The organism is Paenarthrobacter sp. 4246 (genome assembly GCF_040546855.1).
Taxonomy (GTDB): domain Bacteria; phylum Actinomycetota; class Actinomycetes; order Actinomycetales; family Micrococcaceae; genus Arthrobacter.
Map to the genome: position 1 here is coordinate 468,941 of NZ_JBEPOP010000001.1, position 18,097 is coordinate 487,037.

19 protein-coding genes are annotated in these 18,097 nt (G+C 63.2%); 9 read left to right on the top strand and 10 right to left on the bottom strand.

The annotated features are described in order from the left end of the window. Nucleotides 1–63: 63 nt before the first annotated feature. Nucleotides 64–933 carry a DUF1295 domain-containing protein gene (locus ABIE35_RS02160; protein ID WP_354512228.1) on the top strand — a complete coding sequence of 290 codons (870 nt, stop codon included), beginning with the start codon at nucleotides 64–66 and terminating at the stop codon, nucleotides 931–933. A gap of 108 nt (nucleotides 934–1,041) precedes the next feature. Here the strand turns inward: ABIE35_RS02160 and ABIE35_RS02165 are convergent, their stop codons facing one another. From ABIE35_RS02165 to ABIE35_RS02185, 5 genes are all read right to left on the bottom strand, one after another. Beyond that, on the bottom strand, nucleotides 1,042–2,505 hold the full coding sequence (locus tag ABIE35_RS02165) for an amino acid permease (protein ID WP_354512229.1): 1,464 nt from the start codon (nucleotides 2,503–2,505) through the stop codon (nucleotides 1,042–1,044). Between the two features lie 239 nt (nucleotides 2,506–2,744). Further along, entirely contained in the window at nucleotides 2,745–3,101 is a 357-nt protein-coding gene (locus ABIE35_RS02170; protein ID WP_354512230.1) for a Rieske (2Fe-2S) protein, read from the bottom strand. Further along, complete coding sequence (gene nirB / locus ABIE35_RS02175) at nucleotides 3,098–5,578, bottom strand: nitrite reductase large subunit NirB (protein ID WP_354512231.1); 2,481 nt, start codon at nucleotides 5,576–5,578, stop codon at nucleotides 3,098–3,100. The genes ABIE35_RS02170 and nirB overlap by 4 nt, the downstream gene beginning before the upstream one ends. After that, nucleotides 5,578–5,925: a molybdopterin oxidoreductase gene (locus ABIE35_RS02180; protein ID WP_089596049.1), complete on the bottom strand. Its 348-nt coding sequence runs from the start codon at nucleotides 5,923–5,925 to the stop codon at nucleotides 5,578–5,580. The genes nirB and ABIE35_RS02180 overlap by 1 nt, the downstream gene beginning before the upstream one ends. 155 nt (nucleotides 5,926–6,080) lie before the next feature. Beyond that, complete coding sequence (locus tag ABIE35_RS02185) at nucleotides 6,081–7,763, bottom strand: ABC-F family ATP-binding cassette domain-containing protein (RefSeq protein WP_354512232.1); 1,683 nt, start codon at nucleotides 7,761–7,763, stop codon at nucleotides 6,081–6,083. A 204-nt stretch (nucleotides 7,764–7,967) separates the two neighbouring features. Between ABIE35_RS02185 and ABIE35_RS02190 the strand changes: the two genes are divergently transcribed. Both ABIE35_RS02190 and ABIE35_RS02195 read left to right on the top strand, forming a co-directional pair. Beyond that, complete coding sequence (locus ABIE35_RS02190) at nucleotides 7,968–8,474, top strand: histidine kinase (RefSeq protein ID WP_354512233.1); 507 nt, start codon at nucleotides 7,968–7,970, stop codon at nucleotides 8,472–8,474. Further along, complete coding sequence (locus tag ABIE35_RS02195; protein WP_354512234.1) at nucleotides 8,474–9,340, top strand: DUF4097 family beta strand repeat-containing protein; 867 nt, start codon at nucleotides 8,474–8,476, stop codon at nucleotides 9,338–9,340. Before ABIE35_RS02190 ends, ABIE35_RS02195 begins: the two co-directional genes overlap by 1 nt. A gap of 1 nt (nucleotide 9,341) precedes the next feature. On the opposite strand, the gene ABIE35_RS02200 is transcribed toward ABIE35_RS02195, so the two are convergent. From ABIE35_RS02200 to ABIE35_RS02210, 3 genes are read right to left on the bottom strand one after another with little or no spacing between them, the layout of a single operon-like run. Beyond that, nucleotides 9,342–10,205 carry a metal ABC transporter permease gene (locus ABIE35_RS02200; protein WP_354512235.1) on the bottom strand — a complete coding sequence of 288 codons (864 nt, stop codon included), beginning with the start codon at nucleotides 10,203–10,205 and terminating at the stop codon, nucleotides 9,342–9,344. Between the two features lie 3 nt (nucleotides 10,206–10,208). Then, on the bottom strand, nucleotides 10,209–10,943 hold the full coding sequence (locus tag ABIE35_RS02205; protein ID WP_354512236.1) for a metal ABC transporter ATP-binding protein: 735 nt from the start codon (nucleotides 10,941–10,943) through the stop codon (nucleotides 10,209–10,211). Continuing rightward, a complete protein-coding gene (locus ABIE35_RS02210; RefSeq protein WP_354512237.1) occupies nucleotides 10,940–11,884 on the bottom strand; it encodes a metal ABC transporter substrate-binding protein in 945 nt (314 codons plus the stop codon). Before ABIE35_RS02210 ends, ABIE35_RS02205 begins: the two co-directional genes overlap by 4 nt. 51 nt (nucleotides 11,885–11,935) lie before the next feature. On the opposite strand from ABIE35_RS02210, the gene ABIE35_RS02215 reads away from it, so the two are divergent. After that, nucleotides 11,936–12,664, top strand: coding sequence for a CPBP family intramembrane glutamic endopeptidase (locus ABIE35_RS02215; RefSeq protein WP_354512238.1), 729 nt, complete (start codon nucleotides 11,936–11,938; stop codon nucleotides 12,662–12,664). Here the strand turns inward: ABIE35_RS02215 and ABIE35_RS02220 are convergent. Then, the gene (locus tag ABIE35_RS02220; RefSeq protein WP_354512239.1) at nucleotides 12,661–13,614 is read right to left on the bottom strand and encodes a hypothetical protein; all 954 of its coding nucleotides are present in this window, start codon (nucleotides 13,612–13,614) and stop codon (nucleotides 12,661–12,663) included. The genes ABIE35_RS02215 and ABIE35_RS02220 overlap by 4 nt on opposite strands. A 65-nt stretch (nucleotides 13,615–13,679) precedes the next feature. Between ABIE35_RS02220 and ABIE35_RS02225 the strand changes: the two genes are divergently transcribed. The 4 genes from ABIE35_RS02225 to ABIE35_RS02240 all read left to right on the top strand — a co-directional run bounded on the left by ABIE35_RS02225 (nucleotide 13,680) and on the right by ABIE35_RS02240 (nucleotide 17,193). Further along, nucleotides 13,680–14,117, top strand: a complete 438-nt coding sequence (locus tag ABIE35_RS02225) for a VOC family protein (RefSeq protein ID WP_354512240.1) — start codon at nucleotides 13,680–13,682, stop codon at nucleotides 14,115–14,117. Between the two features lie 21 nt (nucleotides 14,118–14,138). Further along, a complete protein-coding gene (locus ABIE35_RS02230; protein ID WP_354512241.1) occupies nucleotides 14,139–15,101 on the top strand; it encodes a 1,4-dihydroxy-2-naphthoyl-CoA synthase in 963 nt (320 codons plus the stop codon). A 9-nt stretch (nucleotides 15,102–15,110) separates the two neighbouring features. Continuing rightward, on the top strand, nucleotides 15,111–16,250 hold the full coding sequence (locus tag ABIE35_RS02235) for an AMP-binding protein (RefSeq protein WP_354512242.1): 1,140 nt from the start codon (nucleotides 15,111–15,113) through the stop codon (nucleotides 16,248–16,250). A 61-nt stretch (nucleotides 16,251–16,311) separates the two neighbouring features. Continuing rightward, nucleotides 16,312–17,193: a 1,4-dihydroxy-2-naphthoate polyprenyltransferase gene (locus ABIE35_RS02240; RefSeq protein ID WP_354512243.1), complete on the top strand. Its 882-nt coding sequence runs from the start codon at nucleotides 16,312–16,314 to the stop codon at nucleotides 17,191–17,193. A 61-nt stretch (nucleotides 17,194–17,254) separates the two neighbouring features. Here ABIE35_RS02240 and ABIE35_RS02245 read toward each other — a convergent pair whose 3' ends face one another. Further along, on the bottom strand, nucleotides 17,255–17,566 hold the full coding sequence (locus ABIE35_RS02245) for a DUF4229 domain-containing protein (protein ID WP_089596061.1): 312 nt from the start codon (nucleotides 17,564–17,566) through the stop codon (nucleotides 17,255–17,257). Between the two features lie 84 nt (nucleotides 17,567–17,650). On the opposite strand from ABIE35_RS02245, the gene ABIE35_RS02250 reads away from it, so the two are divergent. Then, nucleotides 17,651–18,091, top strand: coding sequence for a PLD nuclease N-terminal domain-containing protein (locus ABIE35_RS02250; protein WP_089596062.1), 441 nt, complete (start codon nucleotides 17,651–17,653; stop codon nucleotides 18,089–18,091). Nucleotides 18,092–18,097: the final 6 nt, after the last annotated feature.

Below are 18,097 nucleotides of genomic sequence, written 5' to 3' on the forward strand. Positions count from 1 at the left end.
AAGCAGGCTAGGAAATCGGCGTTGTGGGTGCACCGCTGGAGCCGCCGTGAAAGGAACACTGTCGTGAAGGATTCAGAGAGAAAGGGCCTGATTGCCCTTCCCGTGGTGGTGCTACTGGGCGGACTCGTCGCCGCGGCCGGAAGCCACCACGGAACAAGCCTGGCCGGGGTCCCTGTCTTCGCGGCCGCAGTCGCCGTCGCGTTCATCATTCAATGGCTTGTCTTCATCCCTTCCTTCAAAGCACAGACAGAGAAGTACTTCGATCTGACCGGCTCACTGACCTATGTAGCCATCACCGTCCTGTTGGTGCTTGCCACACCCGGGATTGACGCCCGCTCGCTGCTCCTTGCGGCCATGGTTACCGCGTGGGCCCTCCGCCTGGGAACCTTCCTGTCCCGGCGGATCCACAAGTCCGGCAAGGACGACCGGTTCGACGAGATCAAGCCATCATTCGTCCGCTTCCTGAACGTCTGGACCATGCAAGGACTGTGGGTGGTCTTCACGGCGGCAGCGGCATGGGTGGCCATCACCAGCACCAACCGGGTGGCCTTGGACTGGCTGGCCGTCCTCGGATTCGTGGTGTGGGCGGCAGGATTCGTCATCGAGATCGTGGCTGACCTGCAGAAGAGCCGGTTCAAGGCCAACCCCGCCAACAAGGGAAAGTACATCTCCACTGGACTGTGGTCAAAGTCCAGGCACCCCAACTACTTCGGCGAGATCCTCCTGTGGACCGGAGTTGCCATCATCGCCATCCCGGTACTCCAAGGCTGGCAGTGGGTCGCACTGATCTCCCCGATCTTCGTGGCCCTCCTGCTCACCAAGGTCAGCGGCATCCCCCTGCTGGAAAAGAAGGCCGACAAGACCTGGGGCGGCGAGGCCGGGTACGAGGCCTACAAGAAGTGCACCCCGGTGTTGATCCCCAAGCTCGGCTAGGGCGCACAGCAGGCCCCACAACGGGAGGTTCCACAACGCGAACGGCGCGCGCCCCCGGAAGGAGGCACGCGCCGTCGTACGTTTGAAACGCTGTGAACCGGACGAGTCTTAGCTGAAAAGCTCGCTCTTGGGTTTGTTGTTCTTGACCTTCTGCCAGCCAAGCCACAGCACCAGGGCGAAGAACGGGATGGTAGCGAGGGTCCACAGGCCCAGCAGGAAGACCTCGCCGGTTTCCTTGTCCGTCATGGAATCGAAACCGATCAGCACGGTGATCGCCAGCAAGGCAATGAGCCCCAACCAGCTGGTCCACGGCGAACCGGGCATCGGCAGGGAAGAGACGTTGCCGCGCTTCTTCCGCAGGGCAATCTGGCTTGCGAAGATGGAACCCCAGGTGAAGATCACGCCGATGGACGCGGTATTCAGTGCGAGGTCGAACGCGTGCGAGCCACCCAGCCAGATGTTCAGGAGGATGCCTACGAGGTAGACGCCGCCGATCGCCAGGATAGCTGCGTACGGCACGTGGCGGGTGGACATCTTGGTGAGCCACTGCGGGGCGTGGCCGTTGTTGGCCATGGTGCGGAAGATACGGCCGATCGAGTACAGGCCCGAGTTGCAGGAGGACAACGCGGCGGTGATGACGATCATGTTCATGACATCGCCCATCCAGCCGAGGCCCATCTGTCCGAACACAGTAACGAACGGCGACGTGCCGGCCACGTACTGGTCGGACGGCAGCAGCATTGCGAGCAGCGTCACCGAACCAACGTAGAAGACCACAATACGGACCACGACGGCGCGGATCGCCTTGGGAACTTCACGTTCGGGGTTTTCCATCTCACCTGCGGTGATACCAACAAGCTCGATGGCGTTGTAAGCGAAGATCACGGCGTTGAGGACCAGGATCATCACCAGGCCGCCCTTGGGGAACATGCCGCCGTCTTCGTGGAAGAGGTTGGCCACTGACGCGTTGCCGTCGCCCACCTTGGCGTTGGTGACAACCATGAACGTGCCAACGGCAAGGAAGATCACGATGGCCGCGACCTTGAGGCAGGAAGCCCAGAACTCGAACTCGCCGAACGCCTTGACGCTGAACAGGTTCACGGCCACCAACAGCACCAGCGCTGCGATGGCGGACAGTTCAATGGGCACGTTCGGGAAGAAGAACTGGAAGTACAGGCCGATGGCGATCAGCTCTGCGATGCCCGTCATGGCCCAGTTGATGAAGTACATCCAGCCCGAAAGGAACGCGCCCTTCTTGCCGAACATTTCGCCGGCGTAGCTCACAAAGGAGCCGGAGGTCTGGCGGTACATGATGAGTTCACCGAGCGCGCGCATCAGCAGGTAAGCGATGACGCCGGCAATGGCGTAGGAGAAAATCAGGGCCGGGCCGGTGGAGGCCAGACGGCCGCCGGCACCCATGAAGAGGCCGACGCCGATAGCGCCACCCATGGCGATCATGGTGACGTGACGGCGGCTCAGGGTCTTCTGGTATCCCTCGGCGCTGAGGTTGGAGTCCGAGGCTGCAGATGAGGCCTTGGAGCTCTGGAGATCTGTGGGAGTACTTTGCGGCACAGCTGTTCCTTGTGGGTTGGGGTGTTGCTGTAGGTGTCACGCCTATGCCGGAACACAGGCGGCTTTGGCACACAAAATTCGAGCTTTTCCGCTTTGGAGGACCCGAAGTGTGACAAAGAACGCAGAATGCCGAAGCTTCGCGCAACCCGTCTATCTTACGGGATTAACCCGAATGCCCGTGACGCAGGCAACAAGGAGCTGTGGATAAGGGCCAAAACCCGACTGGGAACCGATGCTGTTCAGTCCAGTTCCAGCACCATATTTCCGGCCTCATCTGCGAAAACTCTGTAGGCACGCAGGGGCTTGGCGCCCGTGGTGGAGCACCCTGTTTGGAGTTCAAAGGCGTGTTGATGGAGCGGACACATCACCACCTGCTGGTCGATGGTGCCATCCGCGATCGGGCCACCCTTGTGCGGGCAGACACCCGAGACGGCCCGCAGGTTTCCATCCCGCAGGCGGAACACCGCCACCTGCTCCCCGTCGACGCCAAACGCCCGGCCTTCACCGAACGGAATTTGGTCAACGGGGCCAAGTACGCGCTGGATGTTCGTTTCAGCGGCAGACACGGACCCGGCGCTCACTGGCTGCGAACTCATCGGACCGGCACCTGCGGCAGGACCGTCAAGGGCAGGGAGGTACGGAACTGGCCAGGCGTCAGCGGATCATCACGTTCGCTCCAAGGGTCCACATAGCTGTCCACCGAGGCTTGCATGGAAGCATCCAGGCGGGCCGCGATCCCCTCGGAATCGTCCATGATGACGCTGCGGAGGTGCTCGATCCCCACCCGCGGCACAAACGCATACGTCCGCTCCAGCCAGTTGGCCTTCTCCCTGTAGTACTGCATGAACCGGCCTGCAAGGAGGGTCAACTCTTCCGAAGTATCCACAGTCCCCAGGAGATCGCCCTTGCGGATATGGGCGCCCGCGGCTCCGCCGATGTAAATTTCCCAGCGGCCGCCTTCCACGGCCACCACACCCACATCTTTGACCAAGGACTCCGCACAGTTGCGGGGGCAACCGGAGACGGCGAGTTTCAGCTTGGCCGGCGCTTCAATTCCCTGGAACCTGGACTCCAACCCGATCCCCAATCCCGTGGAATCCCCTGTTCCGAACCGGCAATAGTCCTTCCCAACACAAGTCTTGACCGTGCGGAAGCTCTTGCCGTAGGCGTACCCCGAGGGCATGTCCAGATCGGCCCAGACCTGCGGAAGCTCTTCCTTGGGCACCCCCAGGAGGTCGATCCTTTGCCCGCCGGTCAGCTTGATCAAGGGAATGTTGTGTTTCTCGGCGACGTCCGCGATCCGCCGTAGCTGCTGCACCGAAGTCACCCCGCCTTTCATCTGCGGGACCACGGAGAAGGTGCCGTCGCGCTGGATGTTGGCGTGGACGCGGTCGTTGATGAACCGGGCGTCGCGTTCGTCCACATAGTCCCCGGCCAGCATCATTTTCATCAGCGATGCCAGCCCCATCTTGGATCTGGCATCCTCAGCGCTGCCCGGAGCCAGGGCGGCAAAGACCTCCGACACGGAACGGAGTCCACGGGACCGGATCTCCACCATCAGGGAAGCCTTGTCCAACGGAATTCCGGGCACGTAGTAGTTGGCCGCCGGGTCTTCCTCCACAGCACCGCCGGCGGCCCACTCCACCACTTGGGTGACCATGAGCTTGCACGAGCCGCAGCCTTTTCCAGCCCGGGTGGCATCCATGGCAGCGGACACCGATGTGCACCCACCATGGACCGCGGACACCAACGCCCCCTTGGAGACGCCGTTGCAATTGCAGACCTGGGCGTTCTCCGCCAACTCGGCAACGCTCTCTTCCTCCCCAGGTGACCCGAGGTCGAACATCAGCGAGAGCCGCTCCTCCGGAAGGGGCAAGCCTTGATCAAAAGCCTGGGTCAGGTAGGCCACCTTGCGGCTGTCACCCAGCAGGGTGGCACCCACCATTTTGTTGTCGCGGATCACGATCGACTTGTACACACCACGGCTGGGTTCCGAGAACACGATGTGCTCGTCGCTGTCCCGTTCCGGGCCATGTAGTCCCATTGAAGCGACGTCGACGCCGGCCACCTTCAGCTTGGTGGCGGTCCTGGACCCCAGATACATCGACGAGCGGTCCACGCCCGTGACATGGTCGGCCAGCACGGCGGCCTGCTCCCACAAAGGCGCCACCAGCCCATACACCTCACCGCGGTGCTGGACGCACTCCCCCACGGCGTAGATCTCCTCTTCGTCCATCACCAGCAGGTGGTCATCCACCACGATTCCGCGCTCCACAGCCAAACCACTGACGACGGCGACATCCACGTTGGGTCTGATGCCTGCGGTGACCACCACCATGTCACAGTCGAGGTCGGGTTGCTCGCGCAGGCCCACTCCGGTGATACGGTCCGATCCCAGGATCGCCGTAGTCCGGCTTCCGGTGTGGACCTCGATGCCCAGCGCCTCCACGCTTCGCCGCAGTATCGCACCGCCGTCGGGCCCCATCTGGGCGCTCATCAGGTGCCCACCCGAGTGGACCACGGCCACGTCCAGGCCGTAGGCCTGCAACCCCCGCGCTGCCTCCAGCCCCAGCAATCCACCACCGATCACAACAGCCCTGCTCTGCTGATCGCGCTGGTGTTGGTGCTGGGCAAACTGGATCATCCTGCGGGTATCGTCCATGGTCCGGAAGGTGAAGACGCCATGCCGGACCGTCCCGCTGGGCGTGTAGATGCCCTCCATGGGTGGCAGGAAGGAGCGGCTGCCCGTAGCGATGATCAGGTAGTCGTACTGGACCACACGGCCATTGGCGGCGAAGACATGCCGGCTGAACTTATCGATCCGATCCACGCGGACGCCGGCGTGGAGGGTGATGTTGTTTTCCTGGTACCAGGGCAGGGCATTGAGGAAGATGTCCGCATCGCTTTCCTCGCCCGACAGGACGTGACTGAGCATGATCCGGTTGTAGTTCCCATAGGGCTCGTCGCCGAACATGGTGATGTCAAAAAGACCGGCACCACCCCGTGCCAGGATTTCCTCCACGGCCCGGGCGCCGGCCATGCCGTTTCCGATCACTACCAGCCGCTTTTTCATCAGTGCTCCACCATGCCGAGATCCACCACCACGGTTCCCCGCACCCCGGCAGGGGCCACGATGAACAGTTCGATCACGGACCCGCCTTCGGTGTCTTCCACCACCCTGAGCGGGATGTGGACATCGCCCTTGGCCCCGATGGGGAAATAGCGCAGGGGAATGCGGTCGCGCATCAACACCACGGTGATCAGTTCGGGGCTGGAATTGCCACCACGGAAGTACAGCGTCTGGTTGACCACGCCATCCGGAACAAAGTGCGAGAGTTCGGCGTGGATGGGAACCGGTTTATCCAGCCCGGTTCCTTCAAAGTGGTAGATACCCTGCAGGAAGAGATTCTGGATGATCACGGGACAAGTCCTTTCGGCCGGTTCCCTTCCCATGGTGCTCCGCCGTTGTTTCAGGACACTCGATGCCGTGTTTCCGCCCGCAGGACAGGGGGTAACGATCCCTTTGCGAACAACTCACACAGGCGGAAAACGCGTGAGGACCAGCGCAACGAGCACTACATCAGTTCGCCGCCCTGCATCCCATAGCGGACCCATGAACCCGCCGACGGGCTCCGTCCGGAGACGGCGGCACGGCCGCCGTCGACGCGGGCACAGTGATCGAACCACTCGCCCAAGGCTCGGTCGTGGCTCACGATTACCAGGGTCCCGGCGAACGAGGCCAATGCTGCCTCCAGTTGTTCCACCAATACTGGTGCCAGATGGTTGGTGGGCTCATCCACAACCATGGTTTGGTACCCGCCCAGGAGCAGCCGGGCCAAGGCGAGGCGGCGTTGCTGCCCCGCGGACAGGCCACCAACCGGCACGTGGAACTCGGCGGGCCGGAATAGACCCAGGCGAAGCAAGCCTTCCGCATGTTCATCGATGTTGCCACCGAGACCAGCGGCGAATGCGGGAAGCAACCGCAGCCCCGGCCGCGTGGGAACGTCGAGCTCCTGCTGCAGATAGCCCACCTTGCCGTGGATGGCCACAGACCCCGCGACCGGCTCCAGGTTCCCCGTCAGTACGGACAGCAACGTGGATTTGCCGGCTCCGTTGGGCCCGGTGATGAGTACCTTCTGGCCGGTTTCAATCCTAAGATCGGTGGGTTGAAGCCTCCCAGGGACGCTGACGCCGTGGGCTTCCACCGCGGGTTCGGACATCACCCCAGTCACAGAACCCAGCGGAGCTGCCAGTGTCAGCGGCACCGGTGGGCGGTCCACCGGATTCTCTTCGAGCCGGCGGAGCCGTTCCTGGGCGTTGCGGACCTTGCTGGTGACCGCGCTCTGCCAGGTTCCGGCCTTGAACCCGAAACCCATCTTGTCGTTGTCGCGCTTGCGTCCGTATCCCATACGGTCGGCAACTGTGGCAGCTTGAAGCCGTTCGGCAGCCATGGCGTCCAGCCATTCGTCGTACTCCTGGACCCAACGGGCACGTTCGGCGGCTTTCTCGCGGAGGTAGCCTTCGTAGCCGTTCCCGTAGCGGTTCACAGACCGACGGTCGGCGTCAACTTCGATGATGGTGGTGGCCACTTTGCGCAGCAGGACACGGTCGTGCGAGACCACTACTACTGTGCCGCGATGTGCAGCCAACCGGGACTCAAGCCAGGCGGTACCGTTCGCGTCCAGGTGGTTGGTGGGCTCGTCCAGGAGCAACGCTTCGGCAGGATCGGCCAGCAAGCATGCCAGCGCCACCCGCTCCTGCTCGCCGCCGGACAAAGAACCAAGCGTTCGACGGCGGTCCAGGCCTCCCAGCCCCAGCTTGTCCAGCGCTGCTTCCACCCGGGATTCGGCAGCGTAGCCCTCGCGAAGCTGGTACGCCGTTTGCAGGCTTCCGTAGAGTTCAAGCTCCTCGGCGTCTGCGTCGGCCAGGCCTGATTCGAGGTCCAGGATGCGGGTTTCCAGGGAGCGCAGCGACGCCAGGGAGGAGTCTATGGCATCTCCTACGGTCACGGACTCGGAGAAACCATGGGTCTGCGCGAGGTAGCCCACGCGGTAGCCGGGGTTTCCGCTCAGGCCAGCCGCGCCGTCGTCGGGCGTTTCCACGCCGGACAGCAGCCGCAGCAGCGTGGACTTTCCCGCGCCGTTTTCGCCGACGATTGCCACATGCTCGCCGTGGTGGATAACGAGGTCAACGTTGTTGAGGAGTTCGCGGTCCCCGTAGCCGTGGGAAACGCCGGAAAGGTAAAGGTGGTCAGTCAAGAGGAATCCTCGCAAGTCCGCAGTGGGTGGCCTAAAGCCGTGTGGGTACTGGGGATGCAGCCGTTGATAATGGGCTGCGCTCAAGACTTCATCGCTCCAGCCTGCCCGCCGAACGTTGCGCCGTCAAGCTGGGGCACAACGAGCGACACCACGGGGAGACAGAAAACTCTTGTAATGACACCATCATGACGTCACAATGGTGCCATGCAGCTTAGCCAGTACGTCACCGCCGTCCAGCACCAACTGGACACCGCTGCCGAGGCCGGAGGTCCGGAAGCACGGGCCCTCAGCGAACGGCTCACCGCCGCGGTGGAGTCCACAGTTCGGCTGGTCCTCCTCGAGGCTCTCTCCGACGCCGCAAGCGAGATCACCCTGGAGCTTGCCCCCGGCTCGGTGGAAGTGAGGCTCCGCGGCCGCGACCCGGAATTCGTGGTCAACAATCCCCCAAGCGGGGACTTCGAGGCAATGATCGAGCAATCGGTCCTGGGCACCATCGCCCCGGAAGACTTCGAGGGCACCAGCATCTCGCGCACTACGCTCCGACTTCCGGATCAGCTCAAGCAACACGTTGAGGAGGCCGCCGTCAGGGATGGTGTGTCCGTGAACTCGTGGCTGGTCCGGGCGGTCACCGAAGCGCTCCACGGCACCCGCTCACCCAGAAAAACCGACCGCGAACCCGGCGAACAGAACTTCACGGGATGGGCCCGCTGATGGCGACCTTCCAGACTCCCCAGCCGATCGCCGTCGTGGTGGACGTCTCCGTCCGCGGTGATATCCGGGTCGTGGCCCGCGACCACCCCGAAACCGAGGTGACGGTCCAGCCCCGCAAGGCAAAACGAAGCCTGGACGTCAGGATGGCTGAGCAAACCACCGTCGAGTACTTGGACGGCCGCTTGCAGGTCAGGCTTCACCCCGCATTCCGCCACAGCTGGTTCAGCGACGGTGGCGCAGTGGAGATCGCCGTGGAGGTGCCCATCGGCAGCAGCCTGGAGTTGAAGACCGCCATGGGAGACCTCCGTTGCGAGGGCGAATTCAGCACCGCCGACCTGAAGACCGACTTGGGCCACATCCGTATCGACCATTGCGGGGAGCTCCGAGCCCACACGGACATGGGTGACGTCACGGTGGAACGCACGTCAGGACGTTCCAGGATCAAGACCGGCTCGGGCAAGATCCGCGTCCGTCACATCGACGGGGCTGCCACCGTAAAGAACGGGAACGGCAACACCTACATCTCGCACGCTTCCGGCGAGCTCAGCATCAGCGCCGCCAACGGCGACGTCTCCTTGGAACGGGCCGGCCTCTCCACAACAGCCAAAACGTCCAACGGTGACATCACGGTAGGGGAAGTGGCCGCGGGTGCCCTCACGGTGCAGACGGCAGCGGGCGCGCTATCCATCGGCGTGCGCGAGGGTACTGCGGCATGGCTTGACCTCAAGACCAAATATGGACGGGTACGCAACGCACTCGACGTCACCCATGGACCTGGCGAATCTTCGGACACAGTGGAGATCCGTGCCCGCAACGCCTTCGGCGACATCACAGTGACGCGTTCACCATCAACAACGCACGCCTGAGCTACACCGAGGCGAGAGCCCGCTTCCGACGAACCTTCGCCAGACGAGTCCCTATCAGCCCCTGCCGCGGGCTGAACAGATACACGAACGCGAACACCACGCCTTGGGTTAGCACCACCATGGCCCCCGATGCTGTGTCCAGGTAATAGCTGAGGTAGATCCCGGCCACGGAACACACCACGGAGATCACCGGTGCAATAACCAGCATCCGCGAGAACCGGTCCGTCAGCAGGTAGGCGGTGGCGCCCGGGATAATCAGCATGGCCACCACCAACACCACGCCCACAGTCTGGAGGGCAACAACCGAGGTCAGTGCCAACAAACCCAGCAACAGCGCGCCAAGCCTTCGGGGCGAGAGGCCGATCGCATGGGCATGCGTGGGGTCGAAGGCGAAGAGCGTAAGGTCCCGGCGTTTGAGAATCAGGATCGCAAAGGCCACCACGCCCAGCACCACCACCTGGATAAGGTCGGGGATGCTGACGCCCAGCAGGTTGCCGAAGATGATGTGGTTCAGGTCGGTTTGGCTTGGAGTCACCGAGATCAGGACCAGGCCCAAGGCAAACAGCGACGTGAACACGATGCCGATCGCAGCGTCCTCCTTGACCCGGCTGGTGTTGCGGACCACCCCGATCAACGTCACCGCGACCAGCGCGAACACCAAAGCACCCAACGCGAACGGGGCACCCACGATATATGCGAGGACGACGCCGGGAAGCACCGCGTGAGAGACGGCGTCGCCCATCAGGGACCAGCCGATCAGGACGAGCCAGCAACTCAGCACCGCACAGACCACTGCGGCGATGGCCGTGGTTGCGAGCGCCCGCACCATGAAGTCGTAGCTCAGGGGTTCCAGGAGAAACTCCACGGTTCAGCCCCTGTTCATGACGTCGAGGCCGAAGGCCATGGCCAGGTTTTCGGGCTGGAGCACGGTGTCCGGGCTGCCGTGCATGAGGACCTTGCGCATCAGCAACACTGCTTCGTCGCAGAGCTGGGGCAGGGCGTGGAGGTCGTGGGTGGAAATCAGGATGGTGGCGCCGTCCTCCGCCAACTCACGGAGGAGCCGGGTGATGGTGGCCTCGGACCGCTTGTCCACTCCCGCGAAGGGCTCATCCAGCAGCATCATGGTTGCTCCCTGGGCAATCCCACGGGCCACGAAGGCCCTTTTCTTCTGTCCACCGGACAGCTGACCGATCTGCCGGTCGGCGAATTCGCTCAGCTCCACCCGCTCCAAGGCGTGCTCGACGGCGTCCCGGTCGGCTTTGCGGGGCCGGCGCGTGAATCCGAGATGCCCGTAGCGGCCCATCATCACCACGTCCCGGACGGACAAGGGAAAGGCCCAGTCCACGTCTTCGCTTTGGGGGACGTAGCCGATCCCGGCGTCCTTGCGCATCTTCACGGGTGGCTCTCCGTTGATGAGTACCCGGCCTGAATCGGGTTTCACCATGCCCATGATGACCTTGAAAAGGGTGGATTTGCCCGAGCCATTCATCCCCACCAAGCCGCAGATCCGGGAGTGTTCCAGGGTCAGGGACGCAGAGTCCAGGGCCAGGACCTCACCATAGTGGACCGTGACGTTCTCTACGGCAATCGCGGGGGTGCTCATGATGTTCCTCCTGTGAGTGCCGTGGTGATGACCTTGGCGTCGTGGCGGATCAGGTCGAGGTAGGTGGGAACCGGTCCGTCAGCTTCGGACAAGGAATCCACGTATAAGGTCCCACCGAATGTTGCGTCGGTTGCGCCCACCACCTGCTGCATGGGGGCGTCCGACACCGTGGATTCACAGAAGACTGCAGGTACCTGGTTTTCCTTCACGAACTCGATGGCCCGGGTGATCTGCTGTGGTGTGGCCTGCTGCTCTGCGTTGACTGCCCAGATGTAGACCTCTTTGAGGCCGGCGTCGCGGGCCAGGTAGGAGAAAGCGCCTTCGCAGGTGACCAGGGCCCTTTGCTTCTCCGAGAGAACGGAAAGCTTGGACACCATCTCGTCCTGCACGCTCTGCAGTTGGGCGTTGTAGGCCTTGGCGTTGGCTTCGAACTCTGAAGCATGGGATGGATCCAGCTTCGCAAAGGCCTTGGCCATGTTGTTGGCGTAGATCTGGACGTTCTTGGGCGACATCCAGGCGTGCGGGTTGGGCTTGCCCTGATAGGAGTCCTCGGCAATGGGCATGACCTCGACGCCGTCGCTCACCACGGCGTGCGGCACGTCCAGGTCTTCCACGAACTGGGCAAACCAGGCTTCGAGGTTGAGCCCGTTGTCCAGGATCAGGTCCGCTTGGGCTGCTTTGCGGATGTCGCCGGGTGTGGGCTCGTAGCCGTGGATTTCGGCCCCGGCCTTGGTGATGGACTCGACCCGGAGTTTGTCCCCGGCAATGTTCTTGGCGACGTCGGCCAACACAGTGAACGTTGTGAGCACCACTGGCTTGTCATCACCTCCCGCGGAGGAATTCCCGCCACAGGCGGAGATCCCCAGGGCAAGGGCAATGACGGTCAGGACAGCAGCGAAACGGCGGACATCTTTGGCGCGCCGAAACGAAAAGTTAGGCATACCGAAAAGTGTAGCCAAGCGAGGCCCACCCGGCAAAGCTAGGCTGGTCATATGGGCACTCTTTCCACCAAGGCATCTTTGTACAGATTCACTGCCCTTGACGCCGCCGCAGTGGCCGCCTACCTCGCCTTTACCGCCTACTTCACGTTGGCGGGTGAATCCGTGGAGCAGCTGATGCTGCAGCTCTTTCCGGACCCTGCCACCGCATCCTACGCCGTCAATGCGGTCTTCTATGCCGGCGTCGGAATATTCGCGGTGACCTCAGCCTGGCGGGTGATCGGCAGGGACCTTAAGATCCTGGGCACCCGCCCATGGTTCACCCTGGGCATGGTCCCGTTGGCGATCGTGGTGATGCTCATCTTCACGGCCCTGCTGGTGGCGGCCTTCGGCACAGCTCAAAGCTCAGAGAACCAACTGGGGATCCAAGGTCTCCTGCAGCAGGTGCCTGCATGGCTCATGGTGCCCCTGCTGGTGCTGCTGGGCCCCTTTGTTGAGGAATATCTGTTCCGGCATTTGCTGATCGGCAAGTTGTCGCGGTACCTGAACATCTGGATCTGCTGCGTGATCTCCGTGGTGGTCTTTGCCTCCATCCACGTAGTGGGCCGCGAAGGACTGGTGCTGTCCGCGCTGGCACCATACCTGGGCATGGCCGTGGTCCTGGTGGCGGTTTATGTCTGGACGGGGAAGAACCTGATGTTCTCCTACTTTGTCCACGCCGCCAAGAACCTCATGGCTGTTGTCCTGATCTACGCCATCCCGTCCGAGCTGCTGCCCAGCTAAGACACGCTCTTGCCCGTCAGCACCACCCGGTGGCTGCCCGAGGTCCGCCCTGTGATGTAGACCTTCACGCCGTAGCTGGCGTTCGAGCCTCCTGGATAGCGGTAGGCCTCCCCCGGGTTATACACAGGCGGGCTGTCCGGGTCTGCGGCGTTGCCGGGGCCAAACTCGATCACGTCATTCCCCACGCGGTAGGCACCCATCCCGGAGGTCAGCTGGAAGGTCCCGGACACGGTACCGGCCTCCTCCACCCCGCTGAGCTGCCCACCCGCGCGGAAGGTCAGCTCCAGGGCGTACGAGGTTTCGGCGCCGTCGAAGTCCAGCTCCAGTTCCACCGTTCCGTCCGCAGCATTCGGTGTGACCGTGATGGACGTTGCCAAGCGGTGCTCCACGGTGGGCCGGTTGTCGAAGTCCATGGAGGCGCTGAAGCGTCCTTCGTGGACCAAAGGATAGATGCCGTCGGAACGCTGCACATCCACCGGCAGCGGAAGGTAGAAGTTGGCGCTCAGCTCATCGCCGAGGCGAATCGCGGGACCATCAACAACGGCGCGTTGGCTGCGGAACGGCCCGAGGTCGAAGAAGCTTCGCGACAGCCGCACATCAGTCAGGACCGCTTCACCTTGACCGAAGCGCAGGAAGGTGGGATTGGTGGCCAGTCCGGAGCTGATGCCGGACGAAACGTCGTCACACCCGCCAAAGACTGACATCACGCTCCGGCCACCGCGGAACCGATGGATTCCAGAGCTGGCCAAGCAGGCATGCCCGGGAGCCATCGCTGCCGGAAGGCTTTCCCACGCCTCCACGGGAGGAAGCTCGGCGGCCAACCACGCATCCAGCCGAACCTTCGCCAGGGCCTTGGCCGGTTCCAGCAGCGGGAATTGCCCTAACCATGCCGCAGCAGCAGCGAAGTCTCCATTCCGGTCCTGATTGGCCGTGACCAGCAGACCTTCCAAAACCCGGACCAAAAATGACCGCAAAGACCTACCAGCCATCCGGCGTCGGGAATAGCGTGGGGAGCATGACACTGAACATCCAGGTAGTAGTCGATTGCAAGAAGCCCCATGACCTCGCCGACTGGTGGGCCGAGACCCTTGAGTGGAGCGTGGAACCACAGGACGAGGCGTTCATCCGTTCCATGATCGAGCAGGGCTACGCCACCGAAGACCAGACCATCACTCACAACGGCAAGTTGGTCTGGGCCGAAGGCTGCGCGATCGTGCCTGCCGAGGACACGGACCCCAAGACCGGCCGGCGCATCCTGTTCCAGACCGATGCCAACCAAAAGACCGTCAAGAACCGCGTGCACTGGGATGTCCGCCTGGACGGCCGGGACAAGGATGAGGTGCGGAAACAATTGGAGGCCCGTGGAGCAAAACACCTCTGGACCGCCAGCCAGGGACCCCACGAGTGGCACACCATGGCGGACCCCGAGGGCAACGAGTTCTGCATCAGCTAAGGCCATTACTAGACTCGGACTGTGAACAACCAACTCCCTGCCAAGGTTTCCGACGTCTTTGACCCCTCACGCTGGCGCACTGTTTCCGGCTTTGATGACTTCAAGGACATGACCTACCACCGGCAGGTAGAGCGTTCCGCGGACGGCACGGCCAAGGACCTCCCCACGGTCCGGATCGCCTTCAACCGCCCCGAAGTCCGCAACGCCTTCCGCCCGGGAACCGTGGACGAGCTTTACCGCGCCATGGACCACGCACGCATGACCCCTGACGTCGCCACGGTGCTGCTCACCGGCAACGGGCCCTCGGAGAAGGACGGCGGGCACTCCTTCTGCTCGGGTGGAGACCAAAGGATCCGTGGGCGCGATGGCTACCGCTATGCCGTAGAAGACGCCCCGGGAGACTCTGCTGAATTTATCGACCCCGCCCGTGCCGGCAGGCTCCACATCCTGGAAGTGCAGCGGCTAATGCGGACCATGCCCAAGGTGGTCATCGCCGTCGTCAATGGTTGGGCGGCGGGCGGCGGCCACTCACTGCACGTGGTCAGCGACCTCACCATCGCCTCCCGCGAGCACGGCAAGTTCAAGCAGACGGACGCCACGGTGGGAAGTTTCGACGCCGGATATGGCTCTGCGCTGCTGGCCCGCCAGATCGGGCAGAAAGCGGCGCGGGAGATCTTCTTCCTGGCCCGCGAGTACTCCGCCGAGGACATGGTGCGGATGGGCGCCGTGAACGAGGCCGTGGACCACGCACGCCTGGAGGAAGTGGCCCTGGAGTACGCTGCGGACATTGCCCGCCAGTCCCCGCAGGCCATCCGTATGCTCAAATTCGCCTTCAACCTGGCCGACGACGGCCTGGCAGGACAGCAAGTCTTCGCCGGCGAAGCCACCCGCCTGGCCTACATGACCGACGAGGCCGTAGAGGGCAAGGAAGCGTTCCTCCAGAAGCGCGACCCCGACTGGTCCAGCTTCCCCTACTACTTCTAGGACTCCCCTGTGGACATCGATCCCGTACTCAAAGCACTGATGGCTGCCCTCCACGGCGAGGGCCCCGCCGTCGAAATCGTCACTGGCGACAACGGCGAGCCGCAGGCGATCCCGGTGGAGACCGGCGTCGAGGATGCCGCTGTGGTGGTCCGCACTTCCGGTTCCACGGGCACGCCCAAGGCAACCGTCCTGACCATCGACGCCCTCGCGGCCTCGTCCGTGTCCACTGCCATGGCCCTGCGCGGTGAGGGCCAGTGGTTGCTCGCGCTCCCGCTGCAGTATGTGGCCGGAGTGCAGGTCCTGGTCCGGTCGCTGTACGCAGGCACCCGGCCGTGGGTCATGGACCAGTCTGACGGCTTCACGCCCGAGGCCTTCACCGCGGCGGCTGAGGAACTCACGGACAAGGTCCGCTTCACCTCCCTGGTTCCCACGCAGCTGCAACGGCTCCTGGACTCCCCCGCGCCCGAAACCCTGGCCGTGCTGCGCCGCTTCAACGCAATCCTGCTGGGCGGCGCACCGGCGTCGCCGGATCTCCTTGCCTCCGCCCATGCGGAGGGACTCAAGGTGGTCACCACCTACGGCTCAGCCGAGACCTGCGGCGGGTGCGTGTACGACGGCCAGCCGCTGGACGGCGTCGAGGTCCGCATTGGCCAGGGCGAGCTGGAAGGCCGCATCCTGCTCGGTGGCGACACCGTGGCCGCCGGCTACCTTGACGCAGCCCGCGCGTCGAAGGCCGCCTTCTTTGAGGAAGACGGCGTGCGCTGGTACGTCACCGGCGATCTCGGCGAGCTGGACGAGGACGGCAAGCTCACCGTGCTGGGCCGGGCAGACGATGTCATCATCACCGGCGGCGTCAAAGCCTCCGCCGCCTACATCCAGGGCAAGCTGGAGGAGCTCGACGGCGTCACCGCGGCTTTCGTCGCCGGTGTCCCGTCGCGCGAGTGGGGGCAAGCCGTGGCAGCGTTCGTAGCAGTGACCGATCCCAGCCCCGAAGGCATCAAGGGCTTCACGTCCCGACGCGAGGCCGCACTGGGAGTCCTGGCGCCGAAAACAGTGTTCGCTGACAAGGAACTGCTCATGCTGCCCAACGGGAAACCGGACCGGCTGGCCATGATTGAACGGCTTTCCGAATTGCATCAGGGACAATAGACACGTTCTTCCCTCCCTAAACTGACTCAAGATCAACCGCGAAATACACGAGGTACTACACGTGGCGACAGCTGCACAATGGATCCAAGGAGCCCGGCTCCGCACACTGCCCGCGGCCATCGCGCCCGTCCTGATCGGTTCGGCAGCGGCGTACGAGCTCCAAGCGTTCCGGCTGCCGAACGCGATCCTGGCTGCGCTCGTGGCGCTCATGCTCCAAATCGGCGTCAACTACGCCAATGACTACTCCGATGGCATCCGTGGCACCGATGAGGACCGCGTCGGTCCCCTGCGTCTTGTAGGCTCCGGCGCAGCGCTGCCGGAGCAAGTGAAGTGGGCCGCGTTCGGGCTGTTCGGCGCCGCGATGATTTGTGGCCTGATCCTGGTGATCATCACCCAAACGTGGTGGCTGATCCTGGTGGGTATCGGCTGCGTCCTGGCAGCCTGGGGCTATACGGGCGGCAAGAATCCCTACGGCTACATGGGCTTGGGCGATGTCTTCGTGTTCGTGTTCTTCGGGCTCGTGGCCACCCTCGGCACCACCTATACCCAGGCCGGCCAGGTCAGCCTGGCCGCCGTGATCGGTGCGATTGGTACAGGCCTCATCGCCTGCGCCCTGCTGATGGCCAACAATGTCAGGGACATTCCCACTGATACAGCCGCCGGAAAGCGGACCCTGGCGGTGCGCCTTGGCGACCGGCACGCCCGTGAAAGCTACGTGTTGATGCTGGCCGTCGCCATCCTGCTGGTCATCGTGCTGGCGCCCACCAAGCCCTGGATGCTCATCGTCCTGCTGCTGATCCCAGCGTGCTTGATGCCGGCGTGGCTGATGGTCAATGGGAAGAAGCGCAAGAGCCTCATCCCCGTGCTCAAGCAGACCGGCATGATCAACCTCGGTTACAGCCTGCTGTTCTCGCTGGGACTGATCCTGAGCCGCGGCTTCTAAGTTTTTGTACAGCTAACGCCCCCAAGAAGGCTTCTTGGGGGCGTTAGCTGTACAAAAACTCCTAGACGGAACCCGGGCGTTTGTCGTTGTTGACGGCGATGTCCGGGTTCTTTTCCACCAAGCCGTCCTCGACGGCGGCGTCCTCAACTTCGCCGGCAGTGCGGATGGGCTTGGCCCGCCCGGAGAATCGTTCGCGCATGGCTGCAGTGGCGGCGTCGCGCTGTTTCTGGAAGAAGAGGTAGCTGATGGCGAACGCGATCAGCCCGGCAAAGATGACCGCCAGGATCCAGCCAACCCCCAAAAAGGCGAAGAGTACGAACAACGGCACGAACAGCGCCAGGCGAATGAGGGAATACTTCAGGAAAGCCACCATCCAAGTTTAGCCGCCATGGTTGCACTCTGATCACAGCCGGTAGAGGGCGTCCAGTGATGGGCTTACGGCGACTAGACTTGGTGCATGCTCCGGGTTGTAGGCGTCGTCATTGTTCTGGTCATCTTCGTCTATGCCCTGGTGGACGTCATCCGCACGGACAGCCACCAAACACGCGGTATTTCCAAACCCGCGTGGATCATCGTGATGATTGTCCTGCCGTTGCTGGGCGCCATCCTCTGGTTCATCTTCGGCCGGCCCTATGGCAAGCCCACGGCAAAGCCGGTCCGCCGCTATCCCACTGCTCCGGACGATGACCCCGAATTCCTCCGTAACCTGGAAACCCGCCGCCGCAACCAGGCCGAGGATGACCGCCTGAAGAAGCTCAAGGCAGACCTTGAAGCCAAGGAACGCGAGCTCGGCGACAAACCCTCCGATGGTTCCGGTGAGGCAACAGGCAACGGCTTCAAACCCGGCGACACCAAGCGCAGTGAGCCGGATCCCCATGACACCGACGAGCTGAAGTAGGCGAAC

Coding starts and splice junctions, on each gene's coding strand:
- ABIE35_RS02170 (WP_354512230.1), bottom strand. CDS start 3,101: ATGAGTTCGCAGCCAGTGAGCGCCGGGTCCGTGTCTGCCGCTGAAACG.
- nirB (WP_354512231.1), bottom strand. CDS start 5,578: ATGAAAAAGCGGCTGGTAGTGATCGGAAACGGCATGGCCGGCGCCCGG.
- ABIE35_RS02190 (WP_354512233.1), top strand. CDS start 7,968: ATGCAGCTTAGCCAGTACGTCACCGCCGTCCAGCACCAACTGGACACC.
- ABIE35_RS02195 (WP_354512234.1), top strand. CDS start 8,474: ATGGCGACCTTCCAGACTCCCCAGCCGATCGCCGTCGTGGTGGACGTC.
- ABIE35_RS02205 (WP_354512236.1), bottom strand. CDS start 10,943: ATGAGCACCCCCGCGATTGCCGTAGAGAACGTCACGGTCCACTATGGT.
- ABIE35_RS02210 (WP_354512237.1), bottom strand. CDS start 11,884: ATGCCTAACTTTTCGTTTCGGCGCGCCAAAGATGTCCGCCGTTTCGCT.
- ABIE35_RS02215 (WP_354512238.1), top strand. CDS start 11,936: ATGGGCACTCTTTCCACCAAGGCATCTTTGTACAGATTCACTGCCCTT.
- ABIE35_RS02225 (WP_354512240.1), top strand. CDS start 13,680: ATGACACTGAACATCCAGGTAGTAGTCGATTGCAAGAAGCCCCATGAC.
- ABIE35_RS02245 (WP_089596061.1), bottom strand. CDS start 17,566: ATGGTGGCTTTCCTGAAGTATTCCCTCATTCGCCTGGCGCTGTTCGTG.
- ABIE35_RS02250 (WP_089596062.1), top strand. CDS start 17,651: ATGCTCCGGGTTGTAGGCGTCGTCATTGTTCTGGTCATCTTCGTCTAT.